At 71.3% G+C, this 19,691-nt stretch carries 20 protein-coding genes; 9 read left to right on the top strand and 11 right to left on the bottom strand.

What is annotated here, in order from left to right:
• Nucleotides 1–71: 71 nt before the first annotated feature.
• A complete protein-coding gene (gene ndgR, locus ACNNMR_RS32130) occupies nucleotides 72–788 on the top strand; it encodes an IclR family transcriptional regulator NdgR (protein WP_165234597.1) in 717 nt (238 codons plus the stop codon).
• Nucleotides 789–908: 120 nt separating this feature from the next.
• Here ndgR and murA read toward each other — a convergent pair whose 3' ends face one another.
• The 4 genes from murA to ACNNMR_RS32110 all read right to left on the bottom strand — a co-directional run bounded on the left by murA (nucleotide 909) and on the right by ACNNMR_RS32110 (nucleotide 4,113).
• Entirely contained in the window at nucleotides 909–2,219 is a 1,311-nt protein-coding gene (gene murA, locus ACNNMR_RS32125) for a UDP-N-acetylglucosamine 1-carboxyvinyltransferase (protein WP_419998194.1), read from the bottom strand.
• Between the two features lie 63 nt (nucleotides 2,220–2,282).
• Nucleotides 2,283–3,044 (bottom strand): hypothetical protein, encoded by a 762-nt coding sequence (locus tag ACNNMR_RS32120; RefSeq protein ID WP_419998193.1) that lies wholly within the window; start codon nucleotides 3,042–3,044, stop codon nucleotides 2,283–2,285.
• Nucleotides 3,041–3,379: a PadR family transcriptional regulator gene (locus ACNNMR_RS32115; RefSeq protein ID WP_419998192.1), complete on the bottom strand. Its 339-nt coding sequence runs from the start codon at nucleotides 3,377–3,379 to the stop codon at nucleotides 3,041–3,043. The genes ACNNMR_RS32120 and ACNNMR_RS32115 overlap by 4 nt, the downstream gene beginning before the upstream one ends.
• Entirely contained in the window at nucleotides 3,376–4,113 is a 738-nt protein-coding gene (locus tag ACNNMR_RS32110) for a CPBP family intramembrane glutamic endopeptidase (RefSeq protein ID WP_419998191.1), read from the bottom strand. The genes ACNNMR_RS32115 and ACNNMR_RS32110 overlap by 4 nt, the downstream gene beginning before the upstream one ends.
• 133 nt (nucleotides 4,114–4,246) lie before the next feature.
• Here ACNNMR_RS32110 and ACNNMR_RS32105 point away from each other — a divergent pair, with 133 nt between their 5' ends.
• The 3 genes from ACNNMR_RS32105 to ACNNMR_RS32095 all read left to right on the top strand — a co-directional run bounded on the left by ACNNMR_RS32105 (nucleotide 4,247) and on the right by ACNNMR_RS32095 (nucleotide 7,005).
• Nucleotides 4,247–4,999 (top strand): RICIN domain-containing protein, encoded by a 753-nt coding sequence (locus ACNNMR_RS32105; RefSeq protein ID WP_419998190.1) that lies wholly within the window; start codon nucleotides 4,247–4,249, stop codon nucleotides 4,997–4,999.
• A 285-nt stretch (nucleotides 5,000–5,284) separates the two neighbouring features.
• Nucleotides 5,285–6,292, top strand: coding sequence for an AraC family transcriptional regulator (locus ACNNMR_RS32100; RefSeq protein WP_419998189.1), 1,008 nt, complete (start codon nucleotides 5,285–5,287; stop codon nucleotides 6,290–6,292).
• Nucleotides 6,293–6,705: 413 nt separating this feature from the next.
• Nucleotides 6,706–7,005 carry a hypothetical protein gene (locus tag ACNNMR_RS32095; protein WP_419998188.1) on the top strand — a complete coding sequence of 100 codons (300 nt, stop codon included), beginning with the start codon at nucleotides 6,706–6,708 and terminating at the stop codon, nucleotides 7,003–7,005.
• 102 nt (nucleotides 7,006–7,107) lie between these two features.
• Here the strand turns inward: ACNNMR_RS32095 and ACNNMR_RS32090 are convergent, their stop codons facing one another.
• From ACNNMR_RS32090 to ACNNMR_RS32060, 7 genes are all read right to left on the bottom strand, one after another.
• A complete protein-coding gene (locus ACNNMR_RS32090) occupies nucleotides 7,108–8,373 on the bottom strand; it encodes an MFS transporter (RefSeq protein ID WP_419998187.1) in 1,266 nt (421 codons plus the stop codon).
• A gap of 31 nt (nucleotides 8,374–8,404) precedes the next feature.
• Entirely contained in the window at nucleotides 8,405–10,228 is a 1,824-nt protein-coding gene (locus ACNNMR_RS32085) for an APC family permease (RefSeq protein ID WP_420000552.1), read from the bottom strand.
• A 102-nt stretch (nucleotides 10,229–10,330) separates the two neighbouring features.
• Complete coding sequence (locus ACNNMR_RS32080; RefSeq protein WP_419998186.1) at nucleotides 10,331–10,861, bottom strand: hypothetical protein; 531 nt, start codon at nucleotides 10,859–10,861, stop codon at nucleotides 10,331–10,333.
• Between the two features lie 218 nt (nucleotides 10,862–11,079).
• Nucleotides 11,080–11,976, bottom strand: coding sequence for a helix-turn-helix domain-containing protein (locus ACNNMR_RS32075; RefSeq protein WP_419998185.1), 897 nt, complete (start codon nucleotides 11,974–11,976; stop codon nucleotides 11,080–11,082).
• 63 nt (nucleotides 11,977–12,039) lie between these two features.
• The gene (locus ACNNMR_RS32070) at nucleotides 12,040–12,579 is read right to left on the bottom strand and encodes a GNAT family N-acetyltransferase (protein WP_419998184.1); all 540 of its coding nucleotides are present in this window, start codon (nucleotides 12,577–12,579) and stop codon (nucleotides 12,040–12,042) included.
• Nucleotides 12,580–12,731: 152 nt separating this feature from the next.
• The gene (locus tag ACNNMR_RS32065) at nucleotides 12,732–12,860 is read right to left on the bottom strand and encodes a hypothetical protein (RefSeq protein WP_419998183.1); all 129 of its coding nucleotides are present in this window, start codon (nucleotides 12,858–12,860) and stop codon (nucleotides 12,732–12,734) included.
• Nucleotides 12,857–13,684 carry an SDR family NAD(P)-dependent oxidoreductase gene (locus ACNNMR_RS32060; protein WP_419998182.1) on the bottom strand — a complete coding sequence of 276 codons (828 nt, stop codon included), beginning with the start codon at nucleotides 13,682–13,684 and terminating at the stop codon, nucleotides 12,857–12,859. The genes ACNNMR_RS32065 and ACNNMR_RS32060 overlap by 4 nt, the downstream gene beginning before the upstream one ends.
• A gap of 753 nt (nucleotides 13,685–14,437) precedes the next feature.
• On the opposite strand from ACNNMR_RS32060, the gene kdpF reads away from it, so the two are divergent.
• Genes kdpF through ACNNMR_RS32035 form a run of 5 tightly spaced genes read left to right on the top strand, consistent with a single transcriptional unit; the run spans nucleotide 14,438 to nucleotide 19,656 of the window.
• Nucleotides 14,438–14,527, top strand: a complete 90-nt coding sequence (kdpF, locus tag ACNNMR_RS32055) for a K(+)-transporting ATPase subunit F (protein ID WP_063801986.1) — start codon at nucleotides 14,438–14,440, stop codon at nucleotides 14,525–14,527.
• Nucleotides 14,528–14,537: 10 nt separating this feature from the next.
• Nucleotides 14,538–16,199: a potassium-transporting ATPase subunit KdpA gene (kdpA, locus tag ACNNMR_RS32050; RefSeq protein WP_419998181.1), complete on the top strand. Its 1,662-nt coding sequence runs from the start codon at nucleotides 14,538–14,540 to the stop codon at nucleotides 16,197–16,199.
• A gap of 2 nt (nucleotides 16,200–16,201) precedes the next feature.
• Nucleotides 16,202–18,328, top strand: a complete 2,127-nt coding sequence (gene kdpB, locus ACNNMR_RS32045) for a potassium-transporting ATPase subunit KdpB (protein WP_419998180.1) — start codon at nucleotides 16,202–16,204, stop codon at nucleotides 18,326–18,328.
• Between the two features lie 6 nt (nucleotides 18,329–18,334).
• Nucleotides 18,335–18,970, top strand: coding sequence for a potassium-transporting ATPase subunit C (locus tag ACNNMR_RS32040; protein ID WP_419998179.1), 636 nt, complete (start codon nucleotides 18,335–18,337; stop codon nucleotides 18,968–18,970).
• Between the two features lie 2 nt (nucleotides 18,971–18,972).
• On the top strand, nucleotides 18,973–19,656 hold the full coding sequence (locus ACNNMR_RS32035) for a response regulator (RefSeq protein ID WP_419998178.1): 684 nt from the start codon (nucleotides 18,973–18,975) through the stop codon (nucleotides 19,654–19,656).
• Nucleotides 19,657–19,691: the final 35 nt, after the last annotated feature.

Below are 19,691 nucleotides of genomic sequence, written 5' to 3'. Positions count from 1 at the left end.
GCGATACAGAGTGGCGCGTCCCACGGAAATTTGAACTTGCGTTTCACAGTGTGAGACGTGAGTATCGTTGCATGGACAACTCTAGCGGCGTCGGCGTTCTCGACAAGGCGGCCGTGGTGCTCAGCGCTCTGGAGTCCGGTCCGGCCACCCTGGCCGGGCTGGTCTCGGCCACTGGCCTTGCGCGGCCCACTGCCCACAGGCTCGCGGTGGCTCTTGAGCACCACCGCATGGTGGCCCGCGACATGCAGGGCCGTTTCATCCTCGGCCCGCGGCTCAGCGAGCTCGCGGCGGCGGCCGGCGAGGACCGGCTGCTCGCCACGGCGGGCCCGGTGCTCACGCACCTGCGCGATGTGACGGGCGAGAGCGCCCAGCTGTATCGCCGCCAGGGCGACATGCGCATCTGCGTGGCGGCGGCCGAGCGCCTCTCCGGCCTCCGGGACACGGTCCCGGTCGGCTCGACGCTGCCGATGAAGGCCGGCTCCGCGGCGCAGATCCTGCTCGCCTGGGAGGAGCCGGAGCGGCTGCACCGCGGCCTGCAGGGCGCGCGCTTCACCGCGACGGCGCTTTCCGGCGTACGGCGCCGGGGCTGGGCTCAGTCGGTCGGCGAGCGGGAGCCGGGCGTCGCGTCGGTGTCGGCGCCGGTACGCGGTCCGTCGAACCGGGTGGTGGCGTCGGTGTCCGTCTCCGGGCCGATCGAGCGGCTCACCCGGCACCCCGGCCGGATGCACGCCCAGGCGGTTATCGACGCCGCCGGGCGCCTCTCGGAGGCGCTGCGCCGGAGTTCTTGAGCCGCCGTCTCGTTCATGGGCGCGCCGGTTGTCCTCGGCGCAAGCCGGCTGGGCGGCCCGCGAAACGTCCCGGGCCAGCCCGTCCCGCCTTGCGGGACACCCTCCCCCGGAGGTGCGTTGTCAGGCCTCCCGGCTGCGCAAGCGCAGGCCCAGCGCCTGGAATTGCTCCACCGGCCGGTGATAGCCGCGCTCGATGTGGTGGACGCCACGCAGCGTGGACGGGCCCTCGGCGGCCGCCGCCGCCAGCACCGCGGAGAAGCCGGCCCGGATGTCGGGCATCGTGACGTCGCCGCCGCGCAGCTTGGTCACGCCGCGGACCACGGCGGAGTGCACCGCGCCCGTGTCGTGGTAGCGGCAGGCGGGGCCGCCGAGGCACGTGTCGTAGACCTCTATTTCGGCGCCCATGCTCTGCAGGGCGGGCACGTAGGCGAGGCGGTTCTCGTACACGGTCTCGTGCAGCACCGACATCCCGGACGCCTGGGTGAAGAGCACCATCAGCGGGGTCTGCCAGTCCGTCGCGAAGCCCGGGTGGGTGTCGGTCTGGACGGCGGCGGAGCGGAGGCCGTTCGGGGCCGAGGCCATGATCCAGTCGTCGGTGATCTGGAATTCGGCGCCCATCCTGGCGAGGGTGGTGATCGGCGTCACCAGGCGGTCCTGCGGGCAGCCGTGGACCCGCACCTCTCCCCCGGTCACCAGCCCGGCCACGAGATACGAGAACGCCTCGATCCGGTCGCCGCCGAGCCGGGTCTCCGCGCCGCGCAGCGACTCGACGCCCTCGACGACGATGCGGCGCTCGGGGCTGAAGGAGACGCGGGCGCCCATCCGCTGCAGGAACAGGGCGAGTTCGACGATCTCGGGCTCGGTGGCGGCATTGCGGATCACGGTGCGGCCCTTTGCCCGTACGGCGGTGAGCAGCACCGTCTCGGTGGCGCCGACGCTCGGGTACGGAAGGTCGATCCGGGTGCCGCGCAGCTCCTTCGCGCGGGCGTGGATGCCGTCCTCGGCGATGTCCACCTCGGCGCCGAAGGCGCGCAGCGCGTCCACGTGGAAGTCGACCGGGCGGCGGCCGATGGGGTCGCCGCCGACCAGCGGCACGAAGGCCTCGCCCGCGAGGTGGAGGAGCGGGCCGAGCATCAGGATCGGGATCCGGTTGAGGCCCGTGAAGGCCTTGGCCACACCGGCGTTGGCCACCGGGCCCGGCACGACGGTGATCTCGCTGTCGCTTCGCTCCACCCGCATGCCGATGTGCTCCAGCATGGCGGCGGTGAGCCCGGCCTCGCCCACGTCCGGGGCGTTACGGATGGTGCTCGGCCCGTCGCCGAGCATCGCGGCCACCATGTGCTTGCTGACCGCGTTCTTGGCGCCCCGGACGGTGACGTCCCCGCGCAGCGGCCCGGAGGGCTCGATCTCCCACAGCTTCTCGGTCGTCATCAGAGCAGCGTACGGACCGCCGCGGGGACGGCGGGCAGCGGCCCGCTTCCGGGGCCCGCCCGGTCAGCTCTCCGGCGGCCGCCTGCGGTTCTGCCAGGCCGCGTACGCCGCGAACAGGCCCAGCATCCCCAGCCCCCCGACGAGACCCCCGACCGCCGCCCCCGCCGCGCGGGTCAGCCCCTCCCCCGCGTCGTCCTCGGCGAACCCCTCGTACACGCCGAGGCCGGCCAGCACCACCACGACCACCGCCACCGTCGCGAACAGCCGCCAGGTCACGAAGAACCTGCGGCCCGGGGCCGGCGGCACCTCGGCGAGCCGCGCCGCCGGGCCCTCGCTGGCCGCGCGCGGGCGCTTGAAGTACGCGTACGTGGCCCACACCCCGCACACCTCCCACCCGTCCGGCGCCAGCCGCGCCTCCAGCTGCGGGCGGTCGCCGAGCACCAGCTCCCTGCGGTACTCCCAGCGCTGCGGCTGCTCGGCGTCGCGGCGGCTGATGAAGCGGCCGAGCGGGTCGACGCGGTGCAGCTCCCAGCCCTGCTCGCCGTACTCGTTGAGCAGCCGCTCGTCGGAGGCGGCACCTGCCGACCAACGCCACTCCTCGGCGCCGGCGGGCGGCGCCGCCGCGCCGGAGACGCCCTCATCCCCCGCCAACTGCGCCGCGAACTCGTCCACCGGGCCGAACTCCTCCTCGGCCGCCGCCCCGGTCTCCTGCAGATACGCCGCGAGGTCGGCGACCGTCGCGGCCCTGCGGTCCGCGGGCATGCCGCGCTTCTCGAGCCCGTATCCGAGCGCGTCCAGATACCGTTCCGCTCCCCGTCCGGTCACCGGACTCCCCCCTTGTTCAGCAGTGCGCGTACGGATTCGTCGAAGGCCAGCCACAGCCGGCCCTGCTCGCCGAGGACCTCGGTCCCCGCGTCGGTCAGCCGGTAGTAGCGCCGCCCGGGACCGCGCTCGGTCGCCCGGAACTCCGCGGCCAGCAGGCCCGCTTCCTCCAGCCGGTTGAGCACGGGATAGAGCGTGCCCCCCTTGATCTGCCCGAGCCCGGCCCCGTCGAGCCGCTTGGCGATCTCGTAGCCGTAGCTCTCGCCCTCGGTCAGCGCGGCGAGCACCAGCAGGTCGAGTACGCCCTTGAGCCAGCTGGCGCGGCGGTCTGCGGTCACACGGTCTCCGGTTCGGGTGCGGGCGAGGGGCTCAGCGCGAGCAGGTCCCTGGCGGTGAGGGCGGTGGAGGCGAGCGCCACCACCAGCAGGCTGCCGGTGAGCAGGTACAGGGCGGTGAACCCGACGGCCACGAAGGCGAACAGCGGGATCCGCGAGACGCCTTGGTAGATCCCGGCCAGCGAGAAGATGGCGATGGATACGGCGGCGGCCGCGTACACGCTGCCGAAGAGGTCGGCGAAGAGGGCGATCAGCAGGCCCCGGTAGACCAGGCTGCCGCAGACGCCGTCGACGACCGCGACCGCCAGCGCGAGCCGGCGCTCGGCGGGGGTGCGCGGCAGCATCGGCTCCACGTCCGAGAGGCCGGGCACATTGCGGCCCTCGGCGGTGAGCTTCCGCATGTGCACGGCGCCGAACACGATCATCGCGAAGAAGAACGCGACGACGGCGGCGGCCGCGAAGGACCACTCCGGCGCGGCGAGCCCCGCGTCGGCGGCGCTCACGTCCGGCGCCAGCAGCAGGGCCGCGCCGGCCAGCGCGCCCAGGGCCACCCAGGCGGCGATGACCTGCGTGTAGTAGCGGGTGAGGGCGCCTTCGTCGTGGTCGCGGCGGCGCTTCAGGTCCGCGTACATGCGGCGGCCGAGCCACGGGTCGGCCACGGTCAGATAGGCGGCGATCACCAGGGCCAGGACGAGTCCGGCACCGGAGAAGTCAGGTGTTATGTCGTCGAGCTGCATGTGTCCCCCATTGACTCGCTGCCGGTTCTCCGGCACTAGCTAGACCGTAGAGCGACCTAGTTAGGAATGCAACCTAGTTGGCGAAACCAGCCTGGTAGCTTCGGGGCGTCCACCTCAGTACCCCGGAGCCTTCGTGACTGACCCCCAGCCGCCCGAGAGCGAGGACCCGACGGAGGTCATCCCGGCGGTCCCGCCCACGCCGCCGCAGGAGTCGACCGCGGTGATGCCGCCCATCACCGACGGGCCGCCGCTCCCGCCGCCGCCCGCGCCGGCTCCCGAGCGCCGCGTTCCGGTACGGGCCTGGGTGGCCGTCGGCGCGATCCTCGCCTGCGCGCTCGCCGGGCTCGGCATCGGGGCGCTGATGACCGCGGACGACGACTCCGGCCCGCCACCGTCCGACGCGAAGGGCAAGAGCCCCGCCGCCAGCCCCTCCCCCGGCGAATCCTCGCCGTCGCCCACCCCGACCGGCCCCGCCCCCGTGCTGGGCGGACCGTATCTGATGGTCAACGCGGACACCGGCACCGCCGCCGACGTCCGCGGCGCCTCGGTCGACGACGGGGCGCCGGTGATCGCGTTCAACAAGACCGGCACCCCGAACCAGCGCCTGACCCTCCTCGACGCGGGCAACGGCCTGGTCCAGATCAAGGTCGAGCACTCCGGCAAGTGCCTGCAGTCCGACTCGGCCACGCCGGACGCCCCCGTACAGCAGCTGCCGTGCGCGAACAGCGACGTCCAGCACTGGCGCCTCAACCCCGACGGGGACGCCTACACCCTCACCCTCGCGAACGGCACGGCGGCCATCGGAACCGGCTCCCCCGACGCCGAGGGCCTGGCCCCGCTGCAGCTCCAGGAGCCGGGCCAGCGCTGGACCTTCGTCGCGCCGTAAGCGCGGCGCCTGGACGGCCTGAGCGCGCGCTATCCGCTCGCGGCGTCGTATGTCCGGTTTACGCAACGAAGTTGGCGGGCCCCGCGTTGCGTCGCCCAAGTCGGGCCCCGGAAGGGCGACTCTGGTCCTCGCGGCGCGCTGCGCCTGTGACGCGGACGTATCCGCGTCATACGGACATCCATCGCGTGTGCCGGATATCGCTATTTTGTTGAATCTGGAACGGGTAGCTAGTCTGTGCCCAGTTGTACACCGTAGGTGAACACCTGCCAGGATCATGGGGGCTAGTTGAACGGGGATTTACTGTCGCCGATCTCGCGCCTGTCGGTGCGTACCGCCGACCGGGACGAAGCGGGCGCCATCGCGGTCGACGCCTTCAACGTCAGCGGCTTCGAACTCCCGGACACCGCCGGGGACTTCTCGGCGGGCTTCGACATCATGCGGCTGGGCCGGATGACCGTGGGCTGCCTGGCCTTCTCCGCTCCTGTCGGCCTCACCTTCGCCGGTGACGACCTCTACCGCGTCAGCGCCGCGCTGTCGGCGCCGGTGTCCTGGTCCCGCGACGAGGGCGAGGCGGGGGTCGCCGACGACCGGCAGGCCGCCGCGTTCAACCCGGGCGAGGAGTTCACCCTCACCGCCCCGGCCGCCGCGTCGCTGACCCTGGTCTTCCAGATCTCGGCCGACACGTTCCGCCGCCACCTGGAGTCACTGCTCGGCCGCCCGCTCACCCAGCCGCTGGAGCTGGAGCGCACGCTGGACACCGGCGGCGGCCCCGGCGGCAGCTGGCTGCGGCTGGCCACGCTGCTGGTGCAGGAGCTCGCCCACCCCGACAGCCTGATCCCGCACAAGGTGATGGGGAAGACCACCGAGGACCTGCTGCTCACCGGCCTGCTGATGGCCGCAGGGCACCGCTATGGCGAGGAGCTGCTGCGGCCCACCGCCCCGCTGCGCCCGGCCACGGTCAAGCGCGCCCTCGACGCCATCCACGCGGACCCGTCCCGGCAGCTCAGCACCGCCGATCTCGCGGACATTTCCCGGGTGAGCGCCCGCCGGCTGCAGGAATCCTTCCGGCATTACGTCGGCATGACCCCGCAGTCCTATCTGCGCCAGGTCCGGCTGGATCACGTACACAAGGATCTGGTCGCCGGAAATCCCTGGGACCAGAGCGTGAGCGAGATCGCGCAGAATTGGGGATTTACTCATATGGGCAGGTTCGCGGCCGTATACAAGGACCGATTCGGCGCGAGCCCTTCCCAGACGCTCGCCGTCGAGGAATCGCAGCCGATGGCCTGCTGACCAAACATTTCACTTCGGGAATCTTCGGGAATCTTCAGGAATTACGACAGCCCCCCTGCCGCTCGCAGGGGGGCTGTCGCATGCGATCCAGCCTTGTCCGTTCCGGCGAAACTCAACGGGATCGCAATCAGGGAGAGGGCCGCCGCGGCGCGGTGCGCCCGTCGGCCCCAGAAGCAACATTAGGGAATTCCGCGGCCCGTATCCGCCGCACTACGCGACACGCCCACGGGAATCTCAACACGGTGCGCTTTACGGACATCCCGGTACCGGTCGCGGATAAAAAATCCGCTGAGCGCGGCTCATTATCCGGCATCCGCGAAATTAGCCACACCTACGGCTCAGCAACCCCTTGACAAAAGAGATCGTTGACAGGAAGAACGACTTCCCCGATCCCCAGAAAGGGATTAAGCACTATGCGCAAGCCCCTGGCCCGCACCGCCGCTGTCCTCGCCGTCGCCGGTTTCTCCATCGTGGGCGGCGCCGCTGCCGCCTCCGCGGACGACCACGACAACCTGGCGACCGTTCACGACGTCAACGTCCTGAACGACTCGCCGATCCTGAACAACCTCGCTCAGGGTTCGACCGACCTGGTCGACGTCCTCACGGTCAACCCGGTCGTGACCGACGCCGTGGACGTGACGGACTCCCTGAACCCGTCGGACACCGTCGACCTCAACGAGAGCCCGGTCGGCGTCACCGGCTCCTACAAGTAGGACAGCCTGCACAACGCGTCCGCCCCGGCACCCGCAACTGCGGTGCCGGGGCGGACGCGTTCGTGTTCACGGAGCCGGTCCCCGCTTCCGGCGGACGGACGGCTAATGCAGCTCCGTCCCCCGGGTCTCCGGCAGCCCGAGCAGCGTCACGAACGCCAGTGCGTACCCCGCCGCCGCGAAGCCCAGCGCGCCGCCCACACCCCAGCTGTCGGACAGGAAGCCGACCAGCGTGGGGAAGACGGCGCCGATGCCGCGCCCCGTGTTGTACGTGAACCCCTGCCCGGTGCCGCGGACTTCGGTCGGGTAGAGCTCGGCGAGGAAGGAGCCGAAGCTGGAGAAGATCGCGGACATGCAGAAGCCGAGCGGGAAGCCGAGCAGCAGCGAGACCTCGTCCCAGTCCGCGGGGACCTGCGAATACGCCAGCACACAGGCCGCCGAGAGCACCGCGAAGACCTGGATGGTGGCACGGCGGCCCAGCCGGTCCGCGAGGTGCGCCCCGGTCACGTAACCGGAGAAGGCGCCGGCGATCTGCACCACCAGGAAGCCGCCGACGCCGGTGACCGCGAGGCCGCGCTCGTCGCTGAGGTACTTCGGGATCCAGGTGGCGAGGGTGTAGTAGCCGCCCTGGACGCCGGTGGAGAGCAGGGCGGCCAGCAGGGTCGTACGCAGCAGCCCGCCCTGGAAGATCGTGACGAACGGCAGCGACTGGCGCTTCTCCCGCAGCCGCGCGGTCGCGGCCGGGGCGTCCTTGACCTTGGTGCGGAGATAGAGCACCAGCAGCGCGGGCAGCGCGCCGGTGAAGAACAGCACCCGCCAGGCGAGATCGTCCCCGGCCAGGTGGAAGACGATGGTGTACGCGAGGACCGCGAGCCCCCAGCCCACCGCCCACGCCGACTGGATCCAGCCGAGCGTCCGGCCGCGCTGCCGGCTCGACGCGTACTCCGCCACCAGGACCGCGCCGACCGCCCACTCGCCGCCGAAGCCGAGGCCCTGCAGCGCGCGGAAGACCAGCAGCGTCTCGAAGTTGGGCGCGAAGCCGCAGGCCACGGTGAAGGCGGCATACACCGCCACCGTCCACATCAGCGCCTTGACCCGGCCGACCCGGTCGGCGAAGACGCCCGCCAGCGCGCCGCCCACGGCCGAGACGACGAGGGTGGTGGTGGCGAGCAGCCCGGTGTGGCCGTTGTCGAGCGCGAAGTAGCTGCCGATGGCGGCGAGGCCGAGGGGCAGGACGTAGAAGTCGTACGAGTCCAGGCCGTAGCCCCCGTAGGCGCCGAAGAAGGCGCGGCGGCCGTCCGGGGGCAATTCGCGGTACCAGGCGAACCGCGGCTCTGCCGCCGCCTGCGGCACGGTGCGAGTCATGCCCATGGCCGTACCCCATGGGCATGACAGGAAATCCCTATTTCGCCGGCAGCCGGAAGCGCAGCCGGCACACCACCGCGTCGCTGCCCTTGCGGACCGCATGGGCGACCACGGACCCGCGCTGGTTGTGCAGCAGCCGCTGCCAAACGTGCGCCGGCTCGACCTCGGGGATCAGCACGGTGACCCGTATCCCCTGGTCACCGGCGGCCAGCCGGCGAGCGTAGTCCGCTATCGGGCGGCCCACCGCGCGGCTGGCGGAGGGTATTTCGACCAGGTCGACGCCCGGCGACCAGAGCTCCCAGTCGCGGCGCAGGGCCTGCGCGGCGAGGCGGTCGGGGTGCTCGTCGTGGGTGACCGTCACCGCCAGCACCTCGTCGCCGAGCGAGCGGGCCGCCGTCAGCGCCTCGCTGGTCAGCCGGGAGAGGCCCGCGACCGGCACCAGGACCAGCGAGCGGTCGCGGTGCGGGCAGTCGGGGATGCGGCCGAGGCCGAGGCCCTCGCCGATGCGGTCGTACGCGGCGTGCACCCGGCCGAAGGCCAGCACCAGCAGCGGCAGTGCGACCACGATCAGCCAGGCGCCCGCGCTGAACTTGGTCGCCGTCACCACCACCGCGGAGACGCCGGTCAGCAGCGCGCCGAAGCCGTTCAGCGCCGCCTTCGCGCGCCAGCGCATGCCGCGCTCGGCGCGCCAGTGCACCACCATCCCGACCTGGCAGATGGTGAAGCCGACGAAGACGCCGATGGCGAAGAGCGGCACCAGGGTGTTCACATCGCCGCCGGAGAAGAGCAGCAGCGCCGCCGATACGGCCGCGAGCGCGAGCACGCCGTGCCGGTGCACCTGGCGGTCCGCCTTGAGGGCGAAGGCGTGCGGGAGGTAGTTGTCGCGGGCGAGCAGGCTCATCAGGACCGGGAGGCCGCCGAAGGAGGTGTTCGCCGCCAGCGCGAGCAGCACGACGGTCGCGAACTGCACCACGTAGAAGCCCCAGTTGTGGCCGAGCGAGGCGTCCGCGAGCTGGGCCAGCACCGTCACGCCCTCGACCGGCTGCAGCTGGAAGCGGCCGATCAGCACGGACAGGCCGATCAGCATAACGCCGAGCAGCGCGCCCAGTGCGACCTCGGTGCGCTGCGCGCGCTTCGGGGCGGGGGTGCGGAAGGACGGCACGGCGTTGGCGACCGCTTCCACGCCCGTAAGCGCCGAGCAGCCGGAGGCGAATGCTTTCAGCAGCAGCAGCGCGCCGACCGTGGTGGCGTCGTCGCCGAGCGCCGAGGCGTGCCCGGCGGCGGAGGCCTCGGAGACCGGGCCGTCGCGGAAGAGGCCCACGGCGATCAACGTCAGGATGGAGCCGACGAAGACCGCGGTCGGCAGCAGGAACGCCTTCGCGCTGTCCACGATCCCGCGCAGATTCACCGCGGTCACCAGCACCAGCACGCCGAGGCACAGCCACAGCCGGTCGCCGTACAGGCCGGGGAAGGCGGAGGTCAGCGCCGCGACGCCGGCGGTGACGGAGACGGCGACGTTCAGGACGTAGTCGAGGATCAGCGAGGCGGCGGCCACCAGGGAGGTGCGCCGGCCCAGGTGCGCCTTCGCGACGCCGTACGAGCCGCCGCCGCCCGGGAAGGCCGCGATCACCTGCCGGTACGAGGCCACCAGCACCGCCAGCAGCCCGGCGATGGCGAGGGTGACGGGGAGGGTGAAGCCGAGTCCGTGGGCCCCGGCCGCGGCCAGGACGAGGACGATCGCCTCGGGGCCGTACGCGATGGACGCCATCGCGTCGAGGGAGAGGGCGGCGAGGCCCTGGAGGGAAGTCAGCTTGTGCTGCTGCCGGTCGGCGGCGCCGGTATCCGGAGGCTCCTCGACCAGAGCGGGGGCCTCGTCTTCGGTCACTGATGTCTGCAGCGTTGACCGGCCCGGCCCCGGCGACCAGCCGCCTTGGCGCATCCCTGACGGCGGTGGCGGCTATCTTCACGAACCGCTGACGGCCCGGCTGAGGATGGCCGCGCCCAGCTTGCCGTCGATGGCGGCGGCGATCTCGTCGACGGCGGCCCGGTCGTAACGGCAGGAGTGCAGGGTGCCGGTGCGGAGGGAGTGGTGGATGCCGGACTCCAGGTTCTGCCACACCAGGGGGTAGTCGAGGAGCATCGTCACGTCGGCGTCGAGGGTGCGGCCCTCGGTGTCGCGCAGCGTCAGCAGCGGAGAAGGGCCGCGGCCGCGGTGGACGAGGACCAGCTGGTCGGTGCGGACGGACTGGGTGCGGAAGAGGCCGCGTACGGTCAGCCGGCCGGTCCAGGACCGCGCCCGGTTCGGGAACAGCACCGCGAGGACCAGGGCCCCCAGGCCCAGCCAGCACACCGCGCGCGGAGCGCTCGCCGATCCCCGGTCCAGGTCGAGCAGCAGCAGAAGCGCGCTGAACACGGCGCCGCTGCCCAGCGCCGCCCGCACGGAGAATCCGGTCCTGCCGTACGCCTCGGTGGATGCCGGAAGGAGAGAGCCCATGTGCCGGAAGCTAGCCAGCCGGCGCGGGGTTGCCGAGCCGATTGACGGTCCGCTGACGGGTCGCCGACGGCTCTCTTACGCGCCGCCGGGGCGGGTCGCTCGGCGGCGGGGCGCTCGGCGGTGGGCCGCTCGAACACCTGGCCAGGTCAAATTTTTCCAATACCGGAACCCGAGGCCCCGGTAATGTCCCCGGCACGGGGAGGCCACGGGCGCCGCGTTCAGCGCGGCGCCCTGGCCAGGTTCGGCGTCGCCTTTCGCGCCAGCGCGCCCTCCGCCCAGCGCGCGGCCGCCACCTGTCCCGGGGTGGTCCCGGACAGCGCCCTGAACTCCCGGTTGAGATGGGCCTGGTCGTAAAACCCGCAGGCCACCGCCACTGCCCCGGGATCCGCCCCTTCGTGCGCGAGCCGGCCCACCGCCCGGTGGAAGCGCAGCACCCGCGCCGCCGCCTTCGGTGTCAGGCCGATCTGCTGGGTGAAGCGGCGCACCAGATGGCCCTGGCTCCAGCCGACCTCGGTCGCGATGCTGCTGACGGGCAGCGCCCCGCCCGCGCCGGCCAGCAGCCGCCAGGCGTGGCTGACCTCGGGCGCCGCCTCGGGGCCCGCAGCGAGCCGCGCCAGCAGCGCGGCGTCGAGCAGGTCGAAGCGCTCGCCCCAGTCGGCGGTGGTGGCCAGCCGCTCCACCAGCAGCCGGGTGTCCCGCCCGAAGACGTCGTCCAGCTCGACGACCCGGTTGGTCAGCTCCCGGAGCGGCAGGGCGAAGAGCCGGTACGCGCCGACCGGCGTCAGCTCCACCCGGATCGCCTCCTGGCCGCCGGGGTGGGTGAGCACCCGCGGCCCGTCCTCGAGTCCGGCGACCAGCGAGCCGACGACTCCGCCGTGCGGCACCCCGGCCTCCTGCGGCCGGTGCACCTGGGCGAACGTCTCGCGCAGATTGAGCACCAGCGCGACGCGCCCGTTGGGCACAATCCGCACGCTGTACGGCTCCGGCCGCCCCGACTCCCAGTAGCCGGCATAGCTGTGCACATACGGCCGCAGCCCGGCCGGCCACGGCCGGCTCACCCGCCACATGGACCCGCCGAGCCGGGTGGTGCACAACAGCCCGTCACGCCTCGTCACACGCGAAATTCAAGCATGCTGCCGATGGCCGTACGGGCCGGGGGAAAGATCTCCCCCAATCCATCACACCCGCTCCCGCGGCGGATGTGCACCGCGCTGCTCCGGCACCGCGGCGTGCGGGGTCCGTGGCCGGCCGACCGCGTAGTGGTCGTACTCGTGCTGCAGCCGGAATCCGGTGGTCCAGGCGAGCAGCCGGCTCGGCTTGTTGTCGCGGGCGCAGGTCCAGCTGGGGGTGCGGCCACGCGCCGCGATGTCCTGGCACAGCGCGGTGACGCAGGCCGCGGCCAGGCCGCGGAGGCGGTGCTGCCGCGCGGTGAAGCAGGCGACGTCCTCGTACGTGCCGCCGCGGAAGTATGTGCAGGCGACCGCGAGTACCACGCCCTTGCGCACCGCACCCCACGCACACCCGGAGCCAGCCAGCCCGGCGGGCCCGCCCCAGCTGTCGCTGAGCCAGGCGGCGTCGGCCGGCGGGGAGCCAGGCGGTCGCCGCCGCCGATCCGGGCCTGCGGCACGGGTCAGCGGCGGACCGCGGCGAAGCCGCCTAGGGCCTGTCTTTCGGATCTTGTCGGCTAGCACGGGGGAGTGCCAATCATGGGTGGGCATGCGGCTGGCTGGGGGCACAGGAGCGTCGTCCGGTGCGTGCGATCGGCGTGCGGTGGACCGGGTCATGTGGCGGAGCCACCTGTCCCGGTCCGCCGTGCGGCGAGCGTGCGTGCCGGGCGGCGCGGGACCCGGCAGGATCCGAAAGACAGGCCCTAGCGCTGGCCGGCCTTGCTGCCGTGGTTGGCGGCCTTCTTGCGGCGGGACTTCTTCTTGCGGGCGCGCTTGGACATGGTGACGTGGTCCTCTCGGAAAGGGTGGGATATGGGTATGAACCGGATCAAGCGGTCGTGCCAACGAGTAGGCCCGCCAGCTTGTTGAGCCGCTGCACAGTCCGCTCCTCCGTCGCCGCCGGCGCCGGGTCGACGCGCTCGCCGCGGTCGTAGTACGCGCCGTTGACGATCTCGGTCGCCGGGTCGCACAGCCGCGCCACGTGCGCCGCGCCCTCGGCCGGAGTCGCGCCCTTCAGCCCGTACAGCGGCATCAGCCCGGTCTCGCAGATGCCGGGGTGCACGGACACGCCCGTCACCCGCGGGTCGGAGGCGAAGACCGTCAGCGCCAGCTGGGCCTGCGCGTAGGCGGCGAGGCGGGAGTAGCGGCGGGCGCGGTTGGGGTCGGACCACTGGATGGAGGCGGTGCGGTGCAGGGAGGAGGAGACGTTGACGACGCGGCCGCCCGGGTCGCTGGTGAGCGCCTGCTCCAGGAGGTTCGTGAGCAGGTAGTGGGCGAGGAAGTTGACCTGGAAGGCGATCTCGTTGCCGTCCGCGGTGATGGTGTGCCGCTCGGGGGCGGCCATGCCGGCGTTGTTGACCAGCACGTCCAGGTGCGGGTGCTCGCGTACGACGCGCCCCGCCAGCGCCTCGACCTCCTCCAGCCGCGCGAAGTCGGCGGCGCAGGCGCACAGCCGGGCGCCGTCGACGCCCGCGGTGGCGACCAGGCGGTCGGCGGCGGCCTGCGCCTCCTCCGGCGTGCGCCCGTGCAGCAGCACGGTGGCGCCGCGCTCGGCGAGCAGTCGCGCGGTCTCGTAGCCGATGCCGGAGGTGGCGCCGGTGACCAGGACGTGGCGGCCGGTCAGGGACGAAGGAGCCGGGGACTCGGGTGCGGACATATTCCCTTCCGGGGGTGTGTGGGTGGGTGCCCTGAGGCGGATGCGAGAACGGGGCGCCGGACCCAATCGGTCCGACGCCCCGGGACTTGGCGGAGCCTGCGTCAGCGTGGTGCGGCAGGCTCCGGGCAGCGCGGGGCACGGATCGTCGACGCCAGACGATGCGGCGGACGATCGAGCAGGAGCCACGCGCTGTTCATGTCGGTCATGCAACTGCCGCGCGGGGCCCGCCCACAAGGCGAGGACGCCGGTATTGACGCCACCTCAGCGGACTCATGACGTCCCCCTGATACGGCGGGATCCCCCCGGCTCGGGGCTCGTCAGGATGGTGTCAAGCATCGGCGGCGGGGGGTCCGCCTGCGGCGCGGAGGGGCGATCCTGAGGCCGGAAACGGGACTCGGAGAGTGGGAGCTGGGGCCGGTGAGTGCAGAGCTTGTCGTCGGAATCTTGATCGCTGCCGCGCTGGTCGGCTGGCTGACGCTGGCCCGGAAGTACCCGGATTGGTTCTGAGAGGGCCCCGGCAGTGGTGGCGGTCACACCGTGCCCTGATGCCCGTTAGGGATCCGTCAAGGCTGGTCAGGCAGCCGTAAAGGACCTATCAACGGCGATCACATTCAGCCAGAAGCGCGGTTTCCTCGAGGCGTCAGAACAATCCGACCCACCCAGGGAGCATGCGATGGCCGACGTGGCCTTCGTCGTCACCACGATCGCGATCTTCGCGCTGGTGGCCCTTGTCGCAAAGGGGGTGACCAAGCTGTGACCGCCGAGAACATCGTCGGCCTGATCGTGGCCGTCGCCCTCCTTGGTTACCTCGTCCTCGCCCTCGTCTACCCGGAGAGGTTCTAGGTACCGCGATATGAGCCCCGTCCTCGCCGGCGTGCTCCAGCTGATCGCGCTCATCGGCGCGCTCGCCCTGGCATACCGCCCCCTCGGCGACTACATGGCCAAGGTCTACTCCTCGACCAAGCACCTGCGGGTCGAGAAGTGGATATACAAGGCCATCGGCGCCAACCCCGACACCGAGATGCGCTGGCCCGCGTACCTGCGCGGCGTCCTCGGCTTCTCGCTGATCAGCGTCCTCTTCCTGTACGGGCTGCAGCGGCTGCAGGGCAGCCTGCCGGGCTCGCTCGGCTTTGTCTCGATCGACCCTGACCAGGCGTTCAACACCGCCGCGTCCTTCGTCGCCAACACCAACTGGCAGTCGTACTACGGCGAGCAGGCCATGGGCCACGTCGTGCAGACCGGTGGCCTGGCGGTGCAGAACTTCCTCTCCGCGGCCGTCGGCATCGCCGTCGCGGTCGCGCTGGTCCGCGGCTTCGCCCGCTCCCGTACCGGCGAGCTCGGCAACTTCTGGTCCGACCTCGTCCGCGGCACCGTCCGCATCCTGCTGCCGATCGCCGTCATCGGCGCGATCGTCCTGGTCGCCTGCGGCGCCATCCAGAACTTCTCCGGCATCCACGAGGTCGGCCAGTTCGCGGGCGGGACTCAGCAGTGGAACGGCGGCGCCGTCGCCTCCCAGGAGGTCATCAAGGAGCTGGGCACCAACGGCGGCGGCTACTTCAACGCCAACTCCGCCCACCCCTTCGAGAACCCCAACGCATTCAGCAACCTCTTCGAGATCTTCCTGATCCTGCTGATCCCGTTCGCGCTGACCCGCACCTTCGGGCGCATGGTCGGCAGCGTCCGGCAGGGCTACGCGATCCTCGCCACGATGGGCACCATCTGGCTCGGCTTCATCGCCCTGATGATGTGGACCGAGTTCCACCACGGCGGCCCGGCCTTCGACATCGCGGGCGGCGCCATGGAGGGCAAGGAGACCCGCTTCGGCATCGGCGGCTCGGCGATCTTCTCGATCTCGACGACGCTCACCTCCACCGGCGCGGTGAACTCCTTCCACTCCTCCAACACCGCCTTCGGCGGCGGCCTCGACCTGCTCGGCATGATGCTCGGCGAGATCGCGCCCGGCGGCGTCGGCTCCGGCCTCTACGGCATGCTGATCATGGCGATCATCGCCGTCTTCATCGCGGGCCTGATGGTCGGCCGTACGCCCGAATACCTGGGCAAGAAGATCGGCACCCGTGAGATCAAGCTCGCCGCCTGCTACATCCTCGTCACCCCGACGCTGGTGCTCGGCTTCACCGCCGCGGCCATGGCGCTGGACACCCCGGCGAACTCCATGACCAACAGCGGGGCACACGGCTTCTCCGAGATCCTGTACGCCTACACCTCCGGCGCCAACAACAACGGCTCCGCCTTCGCGGGCCTGAACGCCGACACCCAGTGGTTCAACAGCACCATCGGCATCGCCATGCTGCTGGGCCGCTTCCTGCCGATGGTGTTCGTGCTGGCGCTGGCCGGCTCGCTGGCCGAGCAGCGGCCCGTACCGGAGACGGCGGGCACGCTCCGTACCGAAAAGCCGCTCTTCGCGGGCCTCCTCGTCGGCGCCATCATGATCATCACCGGCCTCACCTACTTCCCCGCCCTGGCACTTGGCCCGCTGGCTGAAGGGCTCGCATAACCATGACCACTGATCTGAAGCAACAGGACGTGCGCAGCGCCCACAGCGCGCCGCACCAGGACCTCCCGACCGGGCACAAGCCCGCGGAGGGCCGCGTCGGCGCGGGCCTCTTCGACCCGAGGCAGCTGCTGAAGTCGCTGCCGGATGCCTTCCGCAAGCTGCACCCGCGGGTGATGGTCAAGTCCCCCGTCATGTTCGTCGTGCTCGTCGGCTCGGTGGTCACCACCCTGCTGGCGGTCAAGGACGCCGGTGACTGGTTCGGCTGGGTCATCGCCGCCTGGCTGTGGCTGACCGTCGTCTTCGCCAACCTGGCGGAGGCGGTGGCCGAGGGCCGCGGCAAGGCGCAGGCGGACACCCTGCGCAAGGCCAAGACGGACACCGTCGCGCGGCGGCTGGTGGACGGCCGCGAGGAGCAGTGCGCGGGCACCGACCTCAAGGTCGGTGACCGGGTGGTCTGCGAGGCCGGCGACATCATCCCCGGCGACGGCGACGTCGTCGAGGGCGTGGCCAGCGTCGACGAGTCGGCGATCACCGGCGAGTCGGCCCCGGTCATCCGCGAGTCCGGCGGCGACCGCTCGGCCGTCACCGGCGGTACGAAGGTGCTCTCCGACCGGATCGTCGTGAACATCACGACCAAGCCGGGCGAGACCTTCATCGACCGCATGATCAACCTGGTCGAGGGCGCCGCCCGGCAGAAGACCCCGAACGAGATCGCGCTGAACATCCTGCTCGCCTCGCTCACCATCGTCTTCCTGCTGGCCGTCGTCACGCTGAAGCCGTTCGCGATCTACGCGGGCGCCGACCACCAGACCTCGCTGATCGTCCTCACCGCACTGCTGGTCTGCCTCATCCCGACGACGATCGGGGCGCTGCTGTCGGCCATCGGCATCGCGGGCATGGACCGCCTGGTCCAGCGCAATGTCCTCGCCATGTCGGGCCGCGCGGTCGAGGCCGCGGGCGACGTATCGACGCTGCTGCTGGACAAGACCGGCACCATCACCCTCGGCAACCGGCAGGCAGCCGAGTTCGTCCCGGTCACCGGCGCGACCGCGGCCGAGGTCGCCGACGCAGCACAGCTGTCGTCGCTGGCCGACGAGACCCCCGAGGGCCGCTCCATCGTCGTACTGGCGAAGGAGAAGTACGGGCTGCGCGAGCGCCACCAGGGCGAGCTCGCGCAGGCGGAATGGGTGCCGTTCACCGCCCAGACCCGGATGTCGGGGGTGGACGTGGACGGCCGCAAGGTCCGTAAGGGCGCCACCGGCGCGGTCCTCGCCTGGGTGCGGGAGCGCGGCGGCAGCATCGCCGACGACGCCGACCGGGTCTCCAATGAGATCTCGGAGGCGGGCGGCACCCCGCTGCTGGTCGCGGTCGAGGACGCCGACGGCGCCCGCGTCGTGGGCGTCATCCACCTCAAGGACGTCGTCAAGGAGGGCATGCGGGAGCGGTTCGACGAGCTGCGCCGCATGGGCATCAAGACCGTCATGATCACGGGCGACAACCCGCTGACCGCCAAGGCGATCGCGGAGGAGGCCGGCGTGGACGACTTCCTCGCCGAGGCCACCCCCGAGGACAAGATGGCGCTGATCAAGCGGGAGCAGGCCGGCGGCAAGCTGGTCGCGATGACGGGGGACGGTACGAACGACGCGCCCGCGCTCGCGCAGGCCGACGTCGGCGTGGCCATGAACACCGGCACGTCCGCGGCCAAGGAAGCCGGGAACATGGTCGACCTCGACTCGAACCCGACGAAGCTGATCGAGATCGTCGAGATCGGCAAGCAGCTGCTGATCACCCGCGGCGCACTGACCACGTTCTCCATCGCCAACGACGTCGCGAAGTACTTCGCGATCATCCCGGCGATGTTCGCGGTCGCCTACCCGGGCCTGGACAAGCTCAACATCATGCAGCTCGCCTCGCCGGAGTCCGCGATCCTGTCCGCGGTCATCTTCAACGCGCTGATCATCATCGCGCTGGTGCCGCTCGCCCTGAAGGGCGTGCAGTACCGGCCGCTGAGCGCCGACAAGATGCTCCGCCGCAATCTCGGGATCTACGGACTCGGCGGGCTCATCGCCCCGTTCATCGGCATCAAGATCATCGACCTGCTCATCTCCCTCATCCCTGGCATCGGGTGACTTGAAATGAACAACTCCGTAGCGAACACGACCCGCCTCCTGTGGGCCGGACTGCGCGCCCTGCTGGTCCTCACCGTCGTCACCGGCGTCATCTATCCGCTGGTGGTCACGGGCGTCGCCCAGGCGGCCTTCAACAACAAGGCCAACGGCTCCGAGATCAAGGACCACGAGGGCAAGGTCGTCGGCTCCAAGCTCATCGGCCAGACCTACAAGGGCAAGCAGTGGTTCCAGCCGCGCCCGTCCAATGGCCTCGGCGAGAACAGCGTCAACACCCAGTACAAGCTGCTCCTCTCCGGCGCGACGAACCTGTCGGGCGACAACAAGGAGCTGATCAAGTCGGTGAAGGACGCCAAGGCGGCCGTGGTCAAGGACAACTCCACGTCCGACTACAAGGTCAAGCCGTCCGACGTCCCCGCCGACGCGGTCACCTCCTCCGGCTCCGGCCTGGACCCGCACATCTCCCCCGCGTACGCGGAGCTGCAGGTGCACCGGGTGGCGGCGCAGAACCACCTGCCGACCGACCAGGTCGAGAAGCTCGTCGACGAGCACACCGACGGCCGCGTCCTCGGCTTCATGGGTGAGCCCCGGGTGAATGTCCTCGAACTCAACCTTGCGCTCAAGGAACTCGCCGCGAAGGGGTGACGATGACCCGGGTGCTGGTCGTCGAGGACGACGCCCACCTTGTACGGACCCTCGTGCTCAATCTGCAGGCGCGGGACTACGGCGTGGACGCCGCACCCGACGGCGCCACCGCCCTCCGCCTCGCAGCCGCCCGGCAACCGGATGTCATCGTGACCGATCTCGGCCTGCCCGACATGGACGGGCAGGCCGTGATCCGCGCGCTACGGGGCTGGACCCGGGTCCCGATCCTGGTGCTCTCCGCCCGCCGGGCTCCCGAGGAGAAGGTCGCAGCCCTGGACGCGGGCGCTGACGACTACCTCACGAAGCCGTTCAGCATGGACGAGTTCTACGCCCGGCTGCGGGCCGCCGTGCGGCGCACCCAGGGCGGCCCGCCGGCCGGGACGCCGATGGTGGTGCGCACGGACGCGTTCACGATCGACCTCTCGGCCAAGAAGATCAAGCGCAACGGACGGGACGTCCATCTGACCCCGACCGAATGGCATCTGCTGGAGATACTGGTCTGCCGTCCCGGCATGCTGGTCTCCCAGAAACAGCTGCTGGAGGAGGTCTGGGGCTCGTCCCGCGACCACCGCACCAACTATCTCCGGGTCTACATGGCCCAGCTCCGCCGCAAGCTGGAGCGGGATCCGTCCCGTCCGCGGTACCTGATCACGGAGCCGGGGATGGGCTATCGCTTCGAGGCGTGACCCCCACCGCTTTCGGGGCTGATCGCGGTCTGAAA

The sequence above is a fragment of the Streptomyces boninensis genome (genome assembly GCF_048572725.1).
GTDB lineage: Bacteria > Actinomycetota > Actinomycetes > Streptomycetales > Streptomycetaceae > Streptomyces > Streptomyces boninensis.
This window is presented reverse-complemented; position numbering and strand designations above follow the sequence as displayed.